The organism is Cronobacter sp. HA18003 (genome assembly GCF_011605905.1).
Classification (GTDB): domain Bacteria; phylum Pseudomonadota; class Gammaproteobacteria; order Enterobacterales; family Enterobacteriaceae; genus Cronobacter; species Cronobacter sakazakii.
Genome location: NZ_JAANQO010000027.1, coordinates 97,595 through 112,929, shown reverse-complemented (window position 1 = coordinate 112,929; position 15,335 = coordinate 97,595). Strand labels below are relative to the sequence as shown.

16 protein-coding genes are annotated in these 15,335 nt (G+C 57.7%); 11 read left to right on the top strand and 5 right to left on the bottom strand.

Annotation, left to right across the window (positions count from 1 at the left end):
* Window positions 1-123: 123 nt before the first annotated feature.
* The 5 genes from ugpB to ugpQ all read left to right on the top strand — a co-directional run bounded on the left by ugpB (window position 124) and on the right by ugpQ (window position 5,121).
* Complete coding sequence (ugpB, locus tag G6041_RS20005) at window positions 124-1,443, top strand: sn-glycerol-3-phosphate ABC transporter substrate-binding protein UgpB (RefSeq protein ID WP_041460667.1); 1,320 nt, start codon at window positions 124-126, stop codon at window positions 1,441-1,443.
* A 136-nt stretch (window positions 1,444-1,579) separates the two neighbouring features.
* Window positions 1,580-2,467 (top strand): sn-glycerol-3-phosphate ABC transporter permease UgpA, encoded by an 888-nt coding sequence (ugpA, locus tag G6041_RS20000; protein ID WP_041460668.1) that lies wholly within the window; start codon window positions 1,580-1,582, stop codon window positions 2,465-2,467.
* Window positions 2,464-3,309 (top strand): sn-glycerol-3-phosphate ABC transporter permease UgpE, encoded by an 846-nt coding sequence (gene ugpE, locus G6041_RS19995; RefSeq protein WP_012126359.1) that lies wholly within the window; start codon window positions 2,464-2,466, stop codon window positions 3,307-3,309. The genes ugpA and ugpE overlap by 4 nt, the downstream gene beginning before the upstream one ends.
* A gap of 1 nt (window position 3,310) precedes the next feature.
* Window positions 3,311-4,384: a sn-glycerol-3-phosphate import ATP-binding protein UgpC gene (locus G6041_RS19990; protein WP_012126360.1), complete on the top strand. Its 1,074-nt coding sequence runs from the start codon at window positions 3,311-3,313 to the stop codon at window positions 4,382-4,384.
* On the top strand, window positions 4,381-5,121 hold the full coding sequence (ugpQ, locus tag G6041_RS19985; RefSeq protein ID WP_012126361.1) for a glycerophosphodiester phosphodiesterase: 741 nt from the start codon (window positions 4,381-4,383) through the stop codon (window positions 5,119-5,121). Before G6041_RS19990 ends, ugpQ begins: the two co-directional genes overlap by 4 nt.
* Here ugpQ and G6041_RS19980 read toward each other — a convergent pair.
* Window positions 5,118-5,585, bottom strand: coding sequence for a DUF2756 family protein (locus G6041_RS19980; protein WP_012126362.1), 468 nt, complete (start codon window positions 5,583-5,585; stop codon window positions 5,118-5,120). The two genes, ugpQ and G6041_RS19980, sit on opposite strands and share 4 nt — an antisense overlap.
* 125 nt (window positions 5,586-5,710) lie before the next feature.
* Between G6041_RS19980 and ggt the strand changes: the two genes are divergently transcribed.
* On the top strand, window positions 5,711-7,477 hold the full coding sequence (gene ggt, locus G6041_RS19975; protein ID WP_012126363.1) for a gamma-glutamyltransferase: 1,767 nt from the start codon (window positions 5,711-5,713) through the stop codon (window positions 7,475-7,477).
* 238 nt (window positions 7,478-7,715) lie between these two features.
* Here the strand turns inward: ggt and yhhY are convergent, their stop codons facing one another.
* A complete protein-coding gene (yhhY, locus tag G6041_RS19970; RefSeq protein WP_012126364.1) occupies window positions 7,716-8,213 on the bottom strand; it encodes an N-acetyltransferase in 498 nt (165 codons plus the stop codon).
* A 309-nt stretch (window positions 8,214-8,522) separates the two neighbouring features.
* Between yhhY and G6041_RS19965 the strand changes: the two genes are divergently transcribed.
* From G6041_RS19965 to gntU, 5 genes are all read left to right on the top strand, one after another.
* Window positions 8,523-9,563 (top strand): oxidoreductase, encoded by a 1,041-nt coding sequence (locus G6041_RS19965; RefSeq protein ID WP_012126365.1) that lies wholly within the window; start codon window positions 8,523-8,525, stop codon window positions 9,561-9,563.
* 121 nt (window positions 9,564-9,684) lie between these two features.
* Complete coding sequence (locus tag G6041_RS19960) at window positions 9,685-10,380, top strand: pirin family protein (protein WP_004388011.1); 696 nt, start codon at window positions 9,685-9,687, stop codon at window positions 10,378-10,380.
* A gap of 104 nt (window positions 10,381-10,484) precedes the next feature.
* A complete protein-coding gene (gene gntR / locus G6041_RS19955) occupies window positions 10,485-11,480 on the top strand; it encodes a gluconate operon transcriptional repressor GntR (RefSeq protein ID WP_007765042.1) in 996 nt (331 codons plus the stop codon).
* A 141-nt stretch (window positions 11,481-11,621) separates the two neighbouring features.
* Entirely contained in the window at window positions 11,622-12,149 is a 528-nt protein-coding gene (gntK, locus tag G6041_RS19950; protein WP_004388013.1) for a gluconokinase, read from the top strand.
* Between the two features lie 3 nt (window positions 12,150-12,152).
* The gene (gene gntU / locus G6041_RS19945) at window positions 12,153-13,493 is read left to right on the top strand and encodes a gluconate transporter (RefSeq protein ID WP_041460669.1); all 1,341 of its coding nucleotides are present in this window, start codon (window positions 12,153-12,155) and stop codon (window positions 13,491-13,493) included.
* Between the two features lie 38 nt (window positions 13,494-13,531).
* Here gntU and G6041_RS19940 read toward each other — a convergent pair whose 3' ends face one another.
* Genes G6041_RS19940 through G6041_RS19930 form a run of 3 tightly spaced genes read right to left on the bottom strand, consistent with a single transcriptional unit; the run spans window position 13,532 to window position 15,186 of the window.
* A complete protein-coding gene (locus G6041_RS19940) occupies window positions 13,532-14,281 on the bottom strand; it encodes a Fic/DOC family protein (protein ID WP_007852738.1) in 750 nt (249 codons plus the stop codon).
* Window positions 14,278-14,541, bottom strand: a complete 264-nt coding sequence (locus tag G6041_RS19935; protein ID WP_029464281.1) for a hypothetical protein — start codon at window positions 14,539-14,541, stop codon at window positions 14,278-14,280. Before G6041_RS19935 ends, G6041_RS19940 begins: the two co-directional genes overlap by 4 nt.
* 51 nt (window positions 14,542-14,592) lie before the next feature.
* Complete coding sequence (locus G6041_RS19930) at window positions 14,593-15,186, bottom strand: YhgN family NAAT transporter (protein WP_004388017.1); 594 nt, start codon at window positions 15,184-15,186, stop codon at window positions 14,593-14,595.
* Between the last annotated feature and the right edge of the window lie 149 nt (window positions 15,187-15,335).

Sequence of the window (15,335 nt, the reverse complement as noted above, 5' to 3'; positions counted from 1 at the left end):
GCGTCACCATCTTGTCATTATCCAGTTATTTTTCTGTCATACGCGCATGTCATGTTAGCTCGCGAGCATAAAACGCGTGATTTCGCGCATCTCAAACGACGCATAATCAGAGAGATAACAGACATGACAGCTTCGTTACGACGTACAGCAATTTGTGTGGCTCTGGGATGGGCGCTGAGCAGCCAGGCGATGGCCGCCACTACCATTCCGTTCTGGCATTCGATGGAAGGCGAACTGGGTAAAGAGGTGAATTCACTGGCGCAGCGGTTTAACGAGGCGCACCCGGAGTACAAAATCGAGCCGGTCTACAAAGGTAACTACGAGCAGAGCCTCGCGGCCGGGATCGCCGCTTTCCGTACCGGCAACGCGCCCGCGATTTTGCAGGTTTACGAAGTAGGTACCGCCACCATGATGGCGTCCAAAGCCATTAAGCCTGTGTACGAAGTGTTCAACGATGCTGGCATTAAATTCGATGAGTCGCAGTTTGTGCCGACGGTTGCCGGTTACTACACCGACGCGAAAAGCGGCCATCTGCTCTCCCAGCCGTTCAATAGCTCCACGCCTGTGCTCTATTACAACAAAGACGCGTTCAAAAAAGCGGGCTTAGACCCTGAGCAGCCGCCGAAAACCTGGCAGGATCTCGCGGCGTATACCGCGAAGCTGAAAGCCGCCGGGATGAAGTGCGGCTACGCCAGCGGCTGGCAGGGCTGGATCCAGATTGAAAACTTCAGCGCCTGGCACGGTCTGCCGGTCGCCACCAAAAACAACGGCTTTGACGGCGCTGACGCGGTGCTGGAATTCAACAAGCCGGAGCAGGTGAAGCATATCGCCCTGCTTGAAGAACTGAACAAGAAGGGCGATTTCAGCTACTTCGGGCGCAAGGATGAGTCCACCGAGAAGTTCTATAACGGCGATTGCGCTATCACCACCGCCTCTTCCGGTTCGCTCGCGGATATCCGCCACTACGCCAAATTCAACTACGGCGTGGGTATGATGCCCTACGACGCCGACGTGAAAGGCGCGCCGCAGAACGCCATTATCGGCGGGGCGAGCCTGTGGGTGATGCAGGGCAAAGACAAGGAGATGTACAAAGGCGTGGCGGAGTTTCTGAACTTCCTCGCGCAGCCGGAGATCGCGGCCGAATGGCACCAGAAAACCGGTTATCTGCCTATCACCAAAGCTGCTTACGACCTGACCCGCCAGCAGGGCTTCTATGAGAAGAACCCGGGCGCGGATATCGCGACGCGTCAGATGCTGAACAAGCCGCCGTTGCCGTTCACCAAAGGGCTGCGTCTGGGCAATATGCCGCAGATCCGCACCGTGGTTGACGAAGAGCTGGAAAGCGTCTGGACCGGCAAGAAAACCCCGCAGCAGGCGCTGGATTCCGCCGTTGAGCGTGGTAATCAGCTGTTGCGCCGTTTCGAGCAGTCAACGAAATCGTAACGCCTGTAGCGGGCTGGCGCGGCGTGTGTTGTTGCTAACGGCGGGTGCGCTGCGCTTACCCGCTCTACACAGCACCAGATTAGTAGGCCGGGTAAGGCGCAGCCGCACCCGGCATTTTTCAGGAAAGCGTTTCTTTATGTCATCATCCCGTCCGGTGTTTCGTTCAGGCTGGCTGCCGTATGCATTACTGGCGCCGCAGCTGATTATCACCGTCATCTTTTTTATCTGGCCTACGGGCGAGGCGCTCTGGTACTCCGTACAGAGCATCGATCCGTTCGGGCTCTCCAGCCAGTTTGTCGGGCTCGCGAATTTTACCCAGCTTTTTCACGACAGCTACTACCTGGATTCCTTCTGGACCACCATAAAATTCAGCGCGCTGGTGACCATCAGCGGCCTGCTGATATCGCTGTTTTTCGCGGCTCTTGTGGATTACGTGGTGCGCGGCAGCCGTTTTTACCAGACGCTGATGCTGCTGCCTTACGCCGTCGCGCCCGCCATCGCCGCCGTGCTGTGGATTTTCCTCTTTAACCCCGGACGCGGGCTTATTACCCATGTGCTTGAGCAGATGGGTTACTACTGGAACCACTCGCAAAACAGCGGCCAGGCGATGTTCCTTGTGGTGTTTGCCTCGGTCTGGAAGCAGATCAGCTACAACTTTCTGTTTTTCTTCGCCGCGTTGCAGTCGATCCCGCGCTCGCTGGTGGAGGCCGCCGCCATCGACGGCGCAGGCCCGGTGCGCCGCTTCTTTAAGCTGTCGCTGCCGCTTATCGCGCCGGTGAGCTTTTTCCTGCTGGTGGTAAATCTGGTCTATGCCTTTTTCGACACCTTCCCGGTTATCGACGCCGCCACCGCGGGCGGGCCGGTGCAGGCCACCACTACGCTGATTTACAAGATTTACCGCGAAGGGTTCGCCGGGCTCGATCTCTCCACCTCCGCCGCGCAGTCGGTGGTGCTGATGGTGCTGGTGATCATCCTCACCGTGGTGCAGTTCCGCTATGTGGAAAGTAAGGTGCGTTACCAATGATTGAAAACCGCCCTGGGCTGACGATTTTCAGCCATACCCTTTTGATCCTCGGCATCGCCGCCATTCTTTTTCCGCTCTATGTGGCGTTTGTCGCGGCGACGCTCGATAACCAGGCCGTGTTCGCCACGCCGATGACGCTTATCCCCGGCACGCACCTGTGGGAAAACCTGAAAGATATTTGGGTGAACGGCGTCGGGGCCAACAGCGCGCCGTTCTGGCTGATGCTGCTGAACAGTTTCATCATGGCGTTCAGCATTACCGTCGGGAAAATCGCGGTATCGATGCTCTCGGCGTTCGCCATCGTCTGGTTTCGCTTTCCGCTGCGTAACCTCTTCTTCTGGATGATTTTTATTACGCTGATGCTGCCGGTGGAAGTGCGCATTTTCCCGACGGTGGAAGTGATAGCCAACCTGAAGATGATGGACAGTTACACCGGCCTGACGCTGCCGCTGATGGCGTCCGCCACCGCCACCTTTCTGTTCCGCCAGTTCTTTATGACGCTGCCTGACGAGCTGATGGAAGCGGCGCGTATCGACGGCGCATCGCCGATGCGATTTTTCCGCGACATCGTGCTGCCGCTCTCGAAAACCAACCTCGCGGCGCTGTTCGTCATTACGTTTATCTACGGCTGGAACCAGTATCTCTGGCCGCTGCTGATTATCAGCGATCCGTCGCTCGGCACGGCGGTGGCGGGCATTAAAGGCATGATTTCGGTGGGCGAGGGCAGCACGCAGTGGAATCAGGTGATGGCGGCGATGCTGCTGACGCTTATCCCGCCGGTGGTTATTGTTTTAGTGATGCAGCGCGCGTTTGTTCGCGGGCTGGTGGATAGCGAGAAATAAGATGGCAGGACTCAAATTACAGGCGGTCACCAAAAGTTGGGACAACGGCAAAACGCAGGTTATTCAGCCGCTGACGGTGGATGTCGCGGATGGCGAATTTATCGTGATGGTCGGTCCGTCCGGCTGCGGCAAATCGACGCTGCTGCGTATGGTGGCCGGGCTTGAGCGCGTGAGTAGCGGCGATATCTGGATAGACCGCCAGCGCGTCACCGAGATGGAGCCGAAAGAGCGCGGCATTGCGATGGTGTTCCAGAACTACGCGCTCTACCCGCATATGAATGTCGAAGAGAACATGGCCTGGGGCCTGAAAATTCGCGGCATGGGCAAAGCGCACATCGCCGAGCGCGTGAAAGAAGCGGCGCGGATTCTGGAGCTCGACGGGCTGTTAAAGCGCCGCCCGCGTGAGCTCTCCGGCGGCCAGCGCCAGCGCGTGGCGATGGGACGCGCGATTGTGCGCGATCCGGCGGTGTTCCTCTTCGATGAGCCGCTCTCAAACCTTGACGCCAAACTGCGCGTGCAGATGCGCCTTGAGCTGCAACAGCTTCACCGCCGCCTGCGCACCACCTCGCTGTATGTGACGCACGATCAGGTCGAAGCGATGACGCTCGCCCAGCGCGTGATGGTGATGAACAAAGGCGTGGCGGAGCAGATAGGCACGCCGGTGGACGTCTACGAAAAACCCGCCAGCCGCTTTGTGGCGAGCTTTATCGGCAGTCCGGCGATGAACCTGCTGGAAGGGCGAGTGAATGCCGATGGCACCCATTTCGACGTTGACGGCGGGCTTTCCCTGCCGCTCGGGCGGCTGCATAAAACGCTCGCGGGGCGCAAGGTGACGCTGGGTATCCGCCCGGAACATATTGCGCTAAGCTCACAGGCCGCAGGCGGCGTGCCGCTGCCGCTCGATACGCTGGAGATGCTGGGCGCGGATAACCTCGCGCATGGCCGCTGGGGCAGCCAGAAAGTGGTGGCGCGCCTGGCGCATCAGGAGCGTCCGCAGCCGGGCAGCCAGCTGTGGCTGCACCTGCCGGAAAATCATCTGCACTTTTTTGACGGTGAAACAGGACAACGTTTATGAGCAACTGGCCATATCCTCCCATCGTCGCCCACCGCGGCGGCGGCCGACTGGCGCCGGAAAACACGCTGGCGGCGATTGAAACCGGCGCGCGCCTGGGCCACGCCATGATTGAATTTGACGTCAAGCTCACGAAAGACGGCCAGATTTTCCTGCTGCATGACGACACGCTGGAGCGCACCAGCAACGGCTGGGGTGTGGCGGGCGAACTGAACTGGGATGAGCTGCTGAAAGTGGACGCCGGTAGCTGGTTTAGCGGCGCGTTTAAAGGCGAGAAACTGGCGCTGCTGAGCGACGTGGCGCAGCGCTGCCGCGAGCACCGCATGATGGCGAATATCGAAATCAAACCGACGACCGGCACCGATGCCGACACCGGGCGCGTGGTGGCGCTGGCCGCGCGCGCGCTCTGGCGCGACATGACCGCGCCGCTGCTCTCGTCGTTTTCCATCGAGGCGCTGGAGGCGGCGCAACAGGCCGCGCCGGAACTGCCGCGCGGGCTGCTGCTGGATGAGTGGCGCGACGACTGGCAGGCGCTGACCACGCGTCTTGGCTGCGTCTCCATTCACCTGAACCATAAGCTTTTGGATCAGGCGCGCGTTATGCAACTGAAAGACGCCGGTTTGCGTATTCTGGTTTATACCGTGAATTCGCCCCGGCGCGCGCTGGAGTTGCTCGCCTGGGGCGTGGACTGCATCTGTACCGATGCGATTGATGAGATCGGGCCGGATTTTCGCGCTTAAGGCGCGACGCTACCCTGCGTATTCAGCGTGGTGCCGTTCTGGCGCAGCATATCGCCATTCTGACGTTGTTCAATCATGTGCGTCTGCTGTGTGCTGTTCAGCGTCGCGCCGTTGCTGTTGAGCATGTGCTGCGAACTTCCGCTGCTGCTGTTGAGCATGCCGCCATTGGTGTTCGGCAGCACCTGTTCTCTCTGCGGGTTCAGCATTCCCGGCTGGTTCTGCTGAATACGCTCGACGTTGTTGTTCATCTGGGTCTGCAACTGCTGCTGTTGCAGGCGGCTTTGCGTCTGGATCTGCTGATTGAGCATCCCCTTCTGCTGAAGCTGCTGGCTTTGCATTTGCGTCTGCAAACGCTGCTGGCTGGGGTTCACATACCCCGGCTGGTTTGGGTTGTTGATGACGTTAAGCGGTTGGGCAAGCGCCGCCAGCGGAAGCGCTGCGGCAATCAGTAAATAGCGTTTCATGGTGTTTCCCTCCCCTGTGGAAGATCTTTTCAGTTTACCTCCTCTGTGCCGGCACGATGATCTTTTAAGAGTTGTGAACCAGACTTATTGCGGGGAGCGTCCCGGATAATAAGCGGAGAACAATAATGATGATGCAGTGGAAAACCGTACGCCAGAGCGTGATAGCGGCGCTGGTGGTCACTTTTTGTTTAACGGCGGGGGCTGCGCCGCCGCCGGTTTCAGCCCCTGCGCCAGCGCCGGTCTCTTATGGCGTGGAAGAAGATGTCTTCCATCCGGTGCGGGCCGAACACGGCATGGTCGCCTCGGTGGACGCGGCGGCGACGCAGGTGGGCGTTGATGTGCTAAAGCAGGGCGGTAACGCGGTGGATGCGGCGGTCGCGGTGGGGTTCGCGCTGGCGGTGACGCATCCGCAGGCCGGTAATCTTGGCGGCGGCGGCTTTATGATGCTGCGCACCAAAGACGGCAAAGTGACGGCGATCGATTTTCGCGAAATGGCGCCGGAGAAAGCCACGCGCGATATGTTCCTCGACGCGCAGGGCAACGCCGACAGCAAAAAATCGCTCACGTCGCACCTCGCCTCCGGTACGCCGGGCAGCGTCGCGGGCTTTGCGCTGGCGCTGCAAAAATATGGCACGATGCCGCTCGATAAAGTCATTCAGCCCGCCATTGCACTTGCGCGCGACGGCTTTACGGTCAACGACGCGCTCGCCATCGATTTAAAAACTTACGGCGTGGAGACGCTCCCGAACCACCCGGCCAGCAAGGCGATTTTCTGGAAACAGGACGGTAATCCCTACCAGAAGGGCGACAAGCTGGTGCAGGCGAATCTTGCAAAAAGCCTGGAGCTTATCGCCAAAGATGGCCCGGACGCCTTCTATAAGGGCCCGATTGCCGACCAGATAGCCGATGAGATGGCCAAAAACGGCGGGCTTATCACCAAAGCCGATCTGGCGAATTACAAAGCGGTGGAGCGCACGCCCGTGAGCGGCGACTACCGCGGTTATCAGGTCTATTCGATGCCGCCGCCGTCGTCGGGCGGGATCCACATCGTGCAGATCCTGAATATTCTTGAGAATTTCGACCTGCATAAATATGGCTTCGGCAGCGCCGACGCGATGCAGATTATGGCCGAGGCGGAAAAATACGCCTACGCCGACCGCTCCGAGTATCTGGGCGACCCGGATTTCGTGAAGGTGCCGTGGCAGGCGCTGACCAGCAAGGCCTACGCGAAATCGCTGGCGCAGCAAATTGATATCAATAAAGCGCGGCCGTCGAAGGAGATTAAACCGGGCAACCTCGCGCCTTATGAGAGCAACCAGACCACGCATTTTTCGGTCGTCGACAAAGACGGCAATGCGGTGGCGGTGACCTATACGCTTAACACGACCTTCGGCAGCGGCATTGTGGCGGGCGATACCGGGATTCTGATGAATAATCAGATGGATGATTTCTCCGCCAAACCGGGCACGCCGAACGTCTACGGACTGGTAGGCGGCGATGCCAACGCGGTCGGGCCGAAGAAACGCCCGCTGTCGTCGATGTCGCCGACGATTGTCGTCAAGGACGGTAAGACATGGCTGGTGACCGGCAGCCCTGGCGGCAGCCGCATTATCACCACCGTGTTGCAGATGGTGGTGAACACGATTGATTACGGCATGAACGTGGCGGAGGCCACCAACGCGCCGCGATTCCATCACCAGTGGCTGCCGGATGAGTTGCGGGTGGAGAAGGGCTTTAGCCCGGATACGCTGAAGCTGTTGCATGAGAAAGGGCAGAACGTGGCGGTGAAAGAGGCGATGGGCAGCACCCAGAGCATTATGATTGGCCCGGACGGGGCGCTTTACGGCGCGTCCGACCCGCGCAGCGTCGATGATTTAACGGCGGGGTATTAAGGTAGCGCCGTGTCGCGCCCTGTAAATGGTGAGGGCGTCATGTAAACGGTGGGTGCGCTACGCTTACCCACCCTACAAATTTGCATATCCCGGTGTAGGGCGGGTAAGCCACGCGCACCCGCCGTGCCGCGTTCTGTAAACGGTGGGTGACCCACCCTACAGATTTGCATATCCCCGTGTAGGGCGGGTAAGCCATGCGCACCCGCCGTGTTGTGTCCTGTAAACGGTGCCGGAACCGTTAACCCGCCTTCATCCGCGCCATAAAATACGCGTCCACATACTCGCCGTTGCGCAGGCCGTAACGCTTGCCGGTGCCCTCTGTCTCAAACCCGAATTTACGGTACACCGCCAGCGCCGGCGCATTATCGACAAACACCGTCAGTTCGATTCGCTCGATGCGCAGCCAGTTATCGCACAGATTAACCATTTCACCCATCAGCGCGGACGCCACGCCGCGGTTACGCCAGCCAGGGTGAACACTCATCCCGAAGGTCGCCACATGGCTGCGGCGCGGGTTTTGCTCCACCGTTAAGGCCAGATGCCCGACGACCTCGCCATCCATACACGCCACCAACTGACGACGCCCCGGCTGCGGCGCGCTGAGCCGCTCACGCCACATCGCGAGCGACGGATGCGGAATTTGCAGCGTGTTGTAGATGACTTCCGACATCGTGTGGATCTGCTGCAACGCCTGCGCATCTTCTGCTTCCGCATGTCTTACGACGATTTCATTCATGACGTGCTCCCTGTGGTCGACGGTTGAAAGGCGAGGGCGCGTGGTTTACCCGCCCTATGAAATAATCTTCAACATCAAGGGTTTTTTGGTGTGGGTCAATTCCCAAATTTTTTTCAAAAAAGGCTGGACACATGCGAATGATAATGATTATTATTGTCATGCGTTCAGGGGGAACCCCAACGGATCATCCTGAAAGCACGACATTGCTCACATTGCTTCCAGTATTTCTTAGCCAGCCGGGTGCTGGCTTTTTTTTTGCCTGGTAATCTATGGTTAATGCCATCTGTTACTCTTAAAAAGGACCGGGCAATGACGATAAATTGCGCTTTTATTGGTTTTGGCAAAAGCACCACCCGCTACCATCTTCCCTACGTTTTACACCGCAAAGCGACTTTTCACGTCGCGCATATCTTCCGACGTCACCCTAAACCGGAGCTGGAAAGCCACCCGCGTTATCAGCACATTCACTTTACGAGCGATCTGGATGACATCCTGAACGACGACTCGGTAAAACTGGTGGTGATCTGCACGCATGCCGACAGCCACTTTGACTATGCGAAGCGTGCGCTGGAAGCCGGGAAAAACGTGCTGGTGGAGAAACCATTCACGACAAGCGTCGCGGATGCGCGTCTGCTGCTGGATCTGGCGAGGAGCAAAGGGCTTGTGGTCACGCCGTATCAGAACCGCCGCTTTGATTCGTGTTTTCTGACCACGCGTAAAGTGATTGAGAGCGGCAAGCTGGGCGAGATTGTCGAAATTGAAAGCCATTTCGACTACTACCGGCCTGAAGCGGAAACCAAACCGGGACTGCCGGAAGACGGCATGTTTTTCGGGCTCGGCGTGCATACGATGGATCAGATTATCTCGCTGTTTGGCCGCCCCGATCACGTCAGCTATGACATCCGCAGCCTGCGCAACAAAGCGAACCCGGACGATACCTTCGAGGCGCAGTTGTTTTATGGCGATCTGAAAGCCATCGTCAAAACCAGCCACTACGTCAAAATCGACTACCCGAAATTTATCGTTCACGGCAAAAAGGGCTCGTTTATTAAATATGGTATCGACCAGCAGGAGACCAGCCTGAAAGCCGGGATTATGCCGGGCGAACCGGGCTTTGCGGCGGATGAGAGCATCGGGCATCTGGAGTATGTCAACGCGCAGGGCGAAACGGTGCGCGAAGAGATTAAACCGGAGGAGGGCGACTATGGCCGCGTCTATGACGCGCTCTATGATACGCTCGTCAACGGCGCGCCAAATTACGTCAGAGAATCTGATGTGCTCACGAACCTTGAGATCCTCGAACGCGGTTTCGAGCAGGCGTCTCCCGCTACCGTAACCCTTGCGAAATAAGGCCTGTCGGCTCCTCTGTTCTTGTTCACAAAATTTGAACAGAGGAGTCAATTTTCACCCTCTATGATCGCGGACGTAACAGGTCCACACTTACCCCATCAAATCGCTAAGGGGGTACACGATGATCTATTTACGCAAAGCACAAGACCGCGGCCACGCCAACCACGGCTGGCTGGATTCCTGGCACACCTTCTCGTTCGCTAACTATTACGACCCGAATTTCATGGGCTTTTCCGCCCTGCGGGTGATTAACGACGACGTGATCGACGCAGGCCAGGGGTTCGGTACGCACCCGCATAAAGACATGGAAATCCTGACCTACGTGCTGGAAGGTGCGGTGGAGCATCAGGACAGCATGGGCAACAAAGAGCAGGTGCCTGCCGGGGAATTCCAGATAATGAGCGCCGGGACCGGCGTGCGCCACTCGGAGTACAACCCGAGCGCCACCGAACGTCTGCGCCTGTACCAGATCTGGATTATTCCGTCTGAAAACGGCATTGAGCCGCGCTACGAGCAGCGCCGCTTCGACGCCGCCCAGGGCCGCCAGCTGGTGCTGTCGCCGGATGCCCGCGACGGCTCGCTGAAAGTGCATCAGGATATGGAACTGTCGCGCTGGGCATTACTGAATGGCGAAGACGGTGAGTATGCGCCCGCCGCTGGCCGCCGCGTCTGGATCCAGGTCGTGAAGGGCGATGTGACCATCAACGGCACCCGCGCGACCACCAGCGACGGCCTGGCCATCTGGGATGAAGCGACGCTTGCAATCCACGCCGACAGCGACAGCGAAATCCTGCTGTTCGATCTGCCGCCGGTCTGATAAATCCTGAACCTCTCTCGCAACCTTCCTCTAAACAGGGGAAGGTTGTTGCGCGTCCGTGATAAACTGGTTATTACCCATGACCTTATCCCCCCTTCAGGACGATGAAAAAGAGAAGACCGGTACTTCAGGATGTGGCCGATCGCGTCGGCGTGACCAAAATGACCATCAGCCGCTACCTGCGCAACCCCGAGCAAGTCTCGCTGGCGCTGCGCAGTAAAATCGCGGCGGCGCTGGATGAGCTTGGCTACATTCCCAACCGCGCGCCGGATATTCTCTCTAACGCGACCAGCCGCGCCATCGGCGTGCTGCTGCCTTCTCTGACTAACCAGGTTTTCGCCGAAGTCTTACGCGGTATCGAAAGCGTCATTGACGCGCACGGCTACCAGACCATGCTCGCCCACTACGGCTACAAGCCGGAGCTGGAAGAGGAGCGCCTGGAATCGATGCTCTCCTGGAATATCGACGGCCTGATTTTAACCGAGCGCAACCACACGCCGCGCACCCTCAAGATGATTGAAGTGGCGGGCATTCCGGTGGTGGAGCTGATGGATAGCGTCTCGCCGTGTCTGGATATCGCCGTGGGGTTTGATAACTTCGACGCCGCCCGCCAGATGACGGCGGCCATCATCGCGCGCGGCCATCGCCACGTGGCGTATCTCGGCGCACGTCTTGACGAGCGCACCATCATGAAACAGAAAGGCTACGAGCAGGCGATGCTCGACGCGGGCCTGACGCCCTACAGCGTGATGGTAGAACACTCTTCATCTTTCTCGACCGGCAGCGAACTGCTGCGCCAGGCGCGCCGGGAGTATCCGCAGCTCGACAGTATCTTCTGCACGAATGACGATCTCGCGATTGGCGCCGCGTTCGAGTGCCAGCGTCTGGGGTTGCGCATTCCTGACGATATGGCGATTGCCGGTTTTCACGGCCACGATATCGGCCAGGTGATGGAGCCGCAGCTCGCCAGCGTGCTCACGCCGCGCGAGCGTATGGGACGCATCGGCGCGGAGCGTTTGCTGGCGCGCATTCGTGGCGAAACCGTTACGCCGCAAATGCTCGATCTCGGTTTTACCCTCTCGCCAGGCGGCTCGATTTAATCCCACAAATTTGAACTGGCTCACACTTATTCATGCTGAGCACCTGCGGAAATTGCTAATTTTCAGTGTGAGCCAGACAATGTTACCGTTAACAGTTACCCGTAACATTATCCGTAATGCCTTTGCCAGGGGAGTACTGCAATGAGCACGACCAATCATGATCACCATATTTATATCCTGATGGGCGTTTCCGGCAGCGGGAAATCCGTTGTCGCCAGCGAAGTCGCGCATCGTCTGAAAGCCGCGTTTCTCGATGGCGACTTTCTGCATCCGCGCCGCAATATTATGAAAATGGCGGCGGGCGATCCGCTTAACGATGACGACCGTACGCCATGGTTGCAGGCGCTTAACGACGCCGCTTTCGCCATGCAGCGCACCAACAAAGTGTCGCTCATCGTCTGCTCGGCGCTGAAAAAACGCTATCGCGATATTCTGCGCAGCGGCAACCCGAACCTCTCTTTCATCTGGCTGAAAGGCGATTTTGAAGTGATCGAAAGCCGCCTGCGCGCGCGCAAAGGGCACTTCTTCAAGCCGCAAATGCTGGTGACGCAGTTCGAGGCGCTGGAAGCCCCGCAGGAAGACGAAAAAGATGTGCTGATTGTGGATATCAACCCGTCGCTCGACGACGTTATCGACAGCACGATCGCGCTTATCAACAAAGGCGAGTAAGTCGTGAATACATTAACCCTCGTTTTAACGGCAGTAGGGTCCGTTTTGCTTCTGCTGTTCCTGGTGATGAAGGCGCGCATGCACGCCTTTGTCGCGCTGATGGTGGTTTCCATCGGGGCCGGGCTTTTCTCCGGCATGCCGCTCGATAAAATCGCCGCCACGATGGAAAAAGGCATGGGCGGCACGCTCGGCTTTCTGGCGGTGGTAGTGGCGCTGGGCGCAATGTTCGGCAAAATTCTGCATGAAACCGGCGCGGTCGATCAGATTGCCGTCAAAATGCTGAAATCTTTTGGCCACAGCCGCGCGCATTACGCCATTGGGCTCGCGGGCCTGATTTGCGCGCTGCCGCTGTTTTTCGAAGTGGCGATTGTGCTCTTGATTAGCGTTGCGTTCTCTATGGCGCGCCACACCGGCACCAATCTTGTGAAGCTTGTGATCCCGCTGTTTGCGGGCGTCGCGGCCGCCGCGGCGTTTCTGCTGCCGGGGCCTGCGCCAATGCTGCTCGCCTCGCAGATGCATGCCGATTTCGGCTGGATGATTTTAATTGGTCTGTGCGCGGCCATCCCCGGCATGCTGATCGCCGGGCCGCTTTTCGGTAATTTCATCAGCCGTTATGTCGAGCTCTATACGCCTGACGACATCAGCGAGCCGCACCTCGGCGAAGGCAAGCTGCCGTCTTACGGCTTCAGCCTCTCGCTGATTCTGCTGCCGCTGGTGCTGGTGGGCCTGAAAACCATCGCCGCGCGTTTTACCGAGCAAGGTTCGACGCTCTACGAATGGCTGCAGTTTATCGGCCATCCGTTTACCGCGATCCTGGTCGCCTGTCTGGTGGCGATTTACGGCCTGGCGCGCCGTCAGGGCATGGAAAAAGAGAAAGTCATGGCGATCTGCGGCCAGGCGCTGCAACCGGCGGGCATTATTCTGCTGGTGATTGGCGCAGGCGGCGTGTTCAAACAGGTGCTGGTGGATTCTGGCGTTGGCCCGGCGCTCGGCGGCGCGCTGACCGGCATGGGCCTGCCGATTGCGCTGACCTGCTTTGTGCTGGCTGCCGCGGTGCGCATTATCCAGGGCTCCGCGACCGTCGCCTGCCTGACGGCGGTAGGCCTGGTGATGCCGGTTATCGAACAACTGCACTTCTCCGGGGCGCAGCTTGCCGCGCTGTCTATCTGCATCGCAGGCGGCTCGATTGTGGTAAGCCACGTCAACGACGCCGGTTTCTGGCTGTTCGGTAAGTTCACCGGTGCCACCGAAGCGCAAACGCTCAAGACCTGGACGATGATGGAAACGCTGCTCGGCACCACCGGCGCGATTGTCGGGATGATTGCATTTACGCTGCTTTCCTGAATCATCAACAAAAAGGGCTTCCCGACGGAAGCCCTTTTTTATTTTTCGCTGTTTTCGGAAAAGTAGTACTTTCTCGTCAGATAGAGATTTTGAATGTCAGGATTGTCCAGACTCTGATAGGTAATATTTTCTTTATCCAGACCGTCCAGTCCTTTAATGCCGCCAATCATTTCAGGCCATTCATCGCGGCTGGAAATATCCACGACAAAGGGTTGTAAATAGCCATCAAGACAGCCTTTGCTCGGGTCGTCAATTTCAGCACTCAGCGCGCTCAGGTAATCATCTTTGTGGGTTCTGGACCAGTCTATAGAAAAACCCGCACGGTAAGAGAGTTCCATATAGAACAGCAAAAGCGTTCTGCCATTACCGTCAAGAAAAGGATGCGCCAGCGCCAGGACGCCCATCACTTCCCCCGGCCGTTTCCTGAACCGCTTACTGTCAGAGGCTAATTGCAATGCATAATCGACGGCACGTTTAATCTCTTTCGGATGCGCAAAAACCGTATGGCGGGGATTTTCCGCGCTTCCTTTAAATATGGCGAGATCGGGGGCAAGCTCATGGCGATCGTGACCTGCCCAGGGATAGAAGCCTGAAAAAAGGATCTCGTGAACTTTTAAAATAGCAGCGTAATCAAGGGTGGCTTGCTCAGCCAGAAACTGGAGCGCTTCTTCGATTCCCAGTTCAAAAACGAAATGCTCGGATTGCTTAACGTCAGCAGGGTTTTTCAACCCTAAGGTATTTTGTAAGTAACCCGCCGTTTCGAAGTCACCAAAAGGATCGAAGATCACGCACGCACTTTCCTTGTAGACTGACGCTTTTCTTCCAGATAATCCGCCTGCAGTGACAGGCTTTCGGCTTTAGTCAGCACGCCTTTTCTTTTGAGATTAACAAGCAGTTGCTCGACGTTATCAAGAACCACCGTATCGCCAGCGAGACGGGTAATCGCCGTCGCCATACGGCTCGTACTGTCACAACTGGCTGAAATATTATGAACAGCAGCAAGGTGGCGAACCTTGCTGGCAACGCTGGGAGACGCATTTTTCGGCATAAAAATTACCTCCGGTATTGTACAAATTTTAGCACATCGCGTTTGGGGTTCCTAACCCTTCATCCATGCCCGGATGCCGTCGAGGAACATCTGGGTGGCGAGCATCACCAGCACCAGCCCCATCAGGCGCTCCAGCGCGTTGACGCCTTTCTCGCCGAGCAGCCGTAAAAAGAGCGAAGACTGCAGCAAGATAACAAACGTGCCGCCCCAGGCGAGCAGCAGCGCGATGACTAAATGCCCCATCTGGTTCGGGTACTGGTGCGACAGCAGCATCAGCGTCGCGAGCAGCGTCGGGCCTGCGACCAGCGGGATCGCCAGCGGCACGATAAACGGCTCTTCACCGGCGGGCAGGCCAGTGCTGTTGCCTTCGTGGCTCGGGAAAATCATCTTGATGGCGATAAGGAACAGAATAATGCCGCCGGAAATAGAAACGGTTTCGGCGCGCAGATTCAGGAACGCCAGGATCTTCTCGCCCGCGAACAGGAAGATAAGCATCAGCAGCAGCGCGATAAACAGCTCGCGTACCATAATCGCCCGACGGCGTTTCGGCTCGGTATGCTTGAGCACCGACATGAAAATCGGCAGGTTGCCCAGCGGATCCATAATCAGGATCAGCAGGACGGCGGCGGAGAGAATGTCATTCATAAAAGCGTCCTGATAACGGTAAACGTGACGCCTGATTAGCTCTGTTTCTGATGTTCAGGCGATCATTGATTAATTTCACTTGCCACTTTAGCTGCATTTTGTATGGTGAAAGTATCTCCGGGGCTCTCCCGACACGCACACAAAGCACA

Coding starts and splice junctions, on each gene's coding strand:
- G6041_RS19965 (WP_012126365.1), top strand. CDS start 8,523: ATGACGATAAATTGCGCTTTTATTGGTTTTGGCAAAAGCACCACCCGC.
- G6041_RS19935 (WP_029464281.1), bottom strand. CDS start 14,541: ATGCCGAAAAATGCGTCTCCCAGCGTTGCCAGCAAGGTTCGCCACCTT.
- ggt (WP_012126363.1), top strand. CDS start 5,711: ATGATGATGCAGTGGAAAACCGTACGCCAGAGCGTGATAGCGGCGCTG.
- ugpQ (WP_012126361.1), top strand. CDS start 4,381: ATGAGCAACTGGCCATATCCTCCCATCGTCGCCCACCGCGGCGGCGGC.
- yhhY (WP_012126364.1), bottom strand. CDS start 8,213: ATGAATGAAATCGTCGTAAGACATGCGGAAGCAGAAGATGCGCAGGCG.
- G6041_RS19990 (WP_012126360.1), top strand. CDS start 3,311: ATGGCAGGACTCAAATTACAGGCGGTCACCAAAAGTTGGGACAACGGC.
- ugpE (WP_012126359.1), top strand. CDS start 2,464: ATGATTGAAAACCGCCCTGGGCTGACGATTTTCAGCCATACCCTTTTG.
- ugpB (WP_041460667.1), top strand. CDS start 124: ATGACAGCTTCGTTACGACGTACAGCAATTTGTGTGGCTCTGGGATGG.
- ugpA (WP_041460668.1), top strand. CDS start 1,580: ATGTCATCATCCCGTCCGGTGTTTCGTTCAGGCTGGCTGCCGTATGCA.
- G6041_RS19930 (WP_004388017.1), bottom strand. CDS start 15,186: ATGAATGACATTCTCTCCGCCGCCGTCCTGCTGATCCTGATTATGGAT.
- G6041_RS19980 (WP_012126362.1), bottom strand. CDS start 5,585: ATGAAACGCTATTTACTGATTGCCGCAGCGCTTCCGCTGGCGGCGCTT.
- G6041_RS19960 (WP_004388011.1), top strand. CDS start 9,685: ATGATCTATTTACGCAAAGCACAAGACCGCGGCCACGCCAACCACGGC.
- gntR (WP_007765042.1), top strand. CDS start 10,485: ATGAAAAAGAGAAGACCGGTACTTCAGGATGTGGCCGATCGCGTCGGC.
- gntK (WP_004388013.1), top strand. CDS start 11,622: ATGAGCACGACCAATCATGATCACCATATTTATATCCTGATGGGCGTT.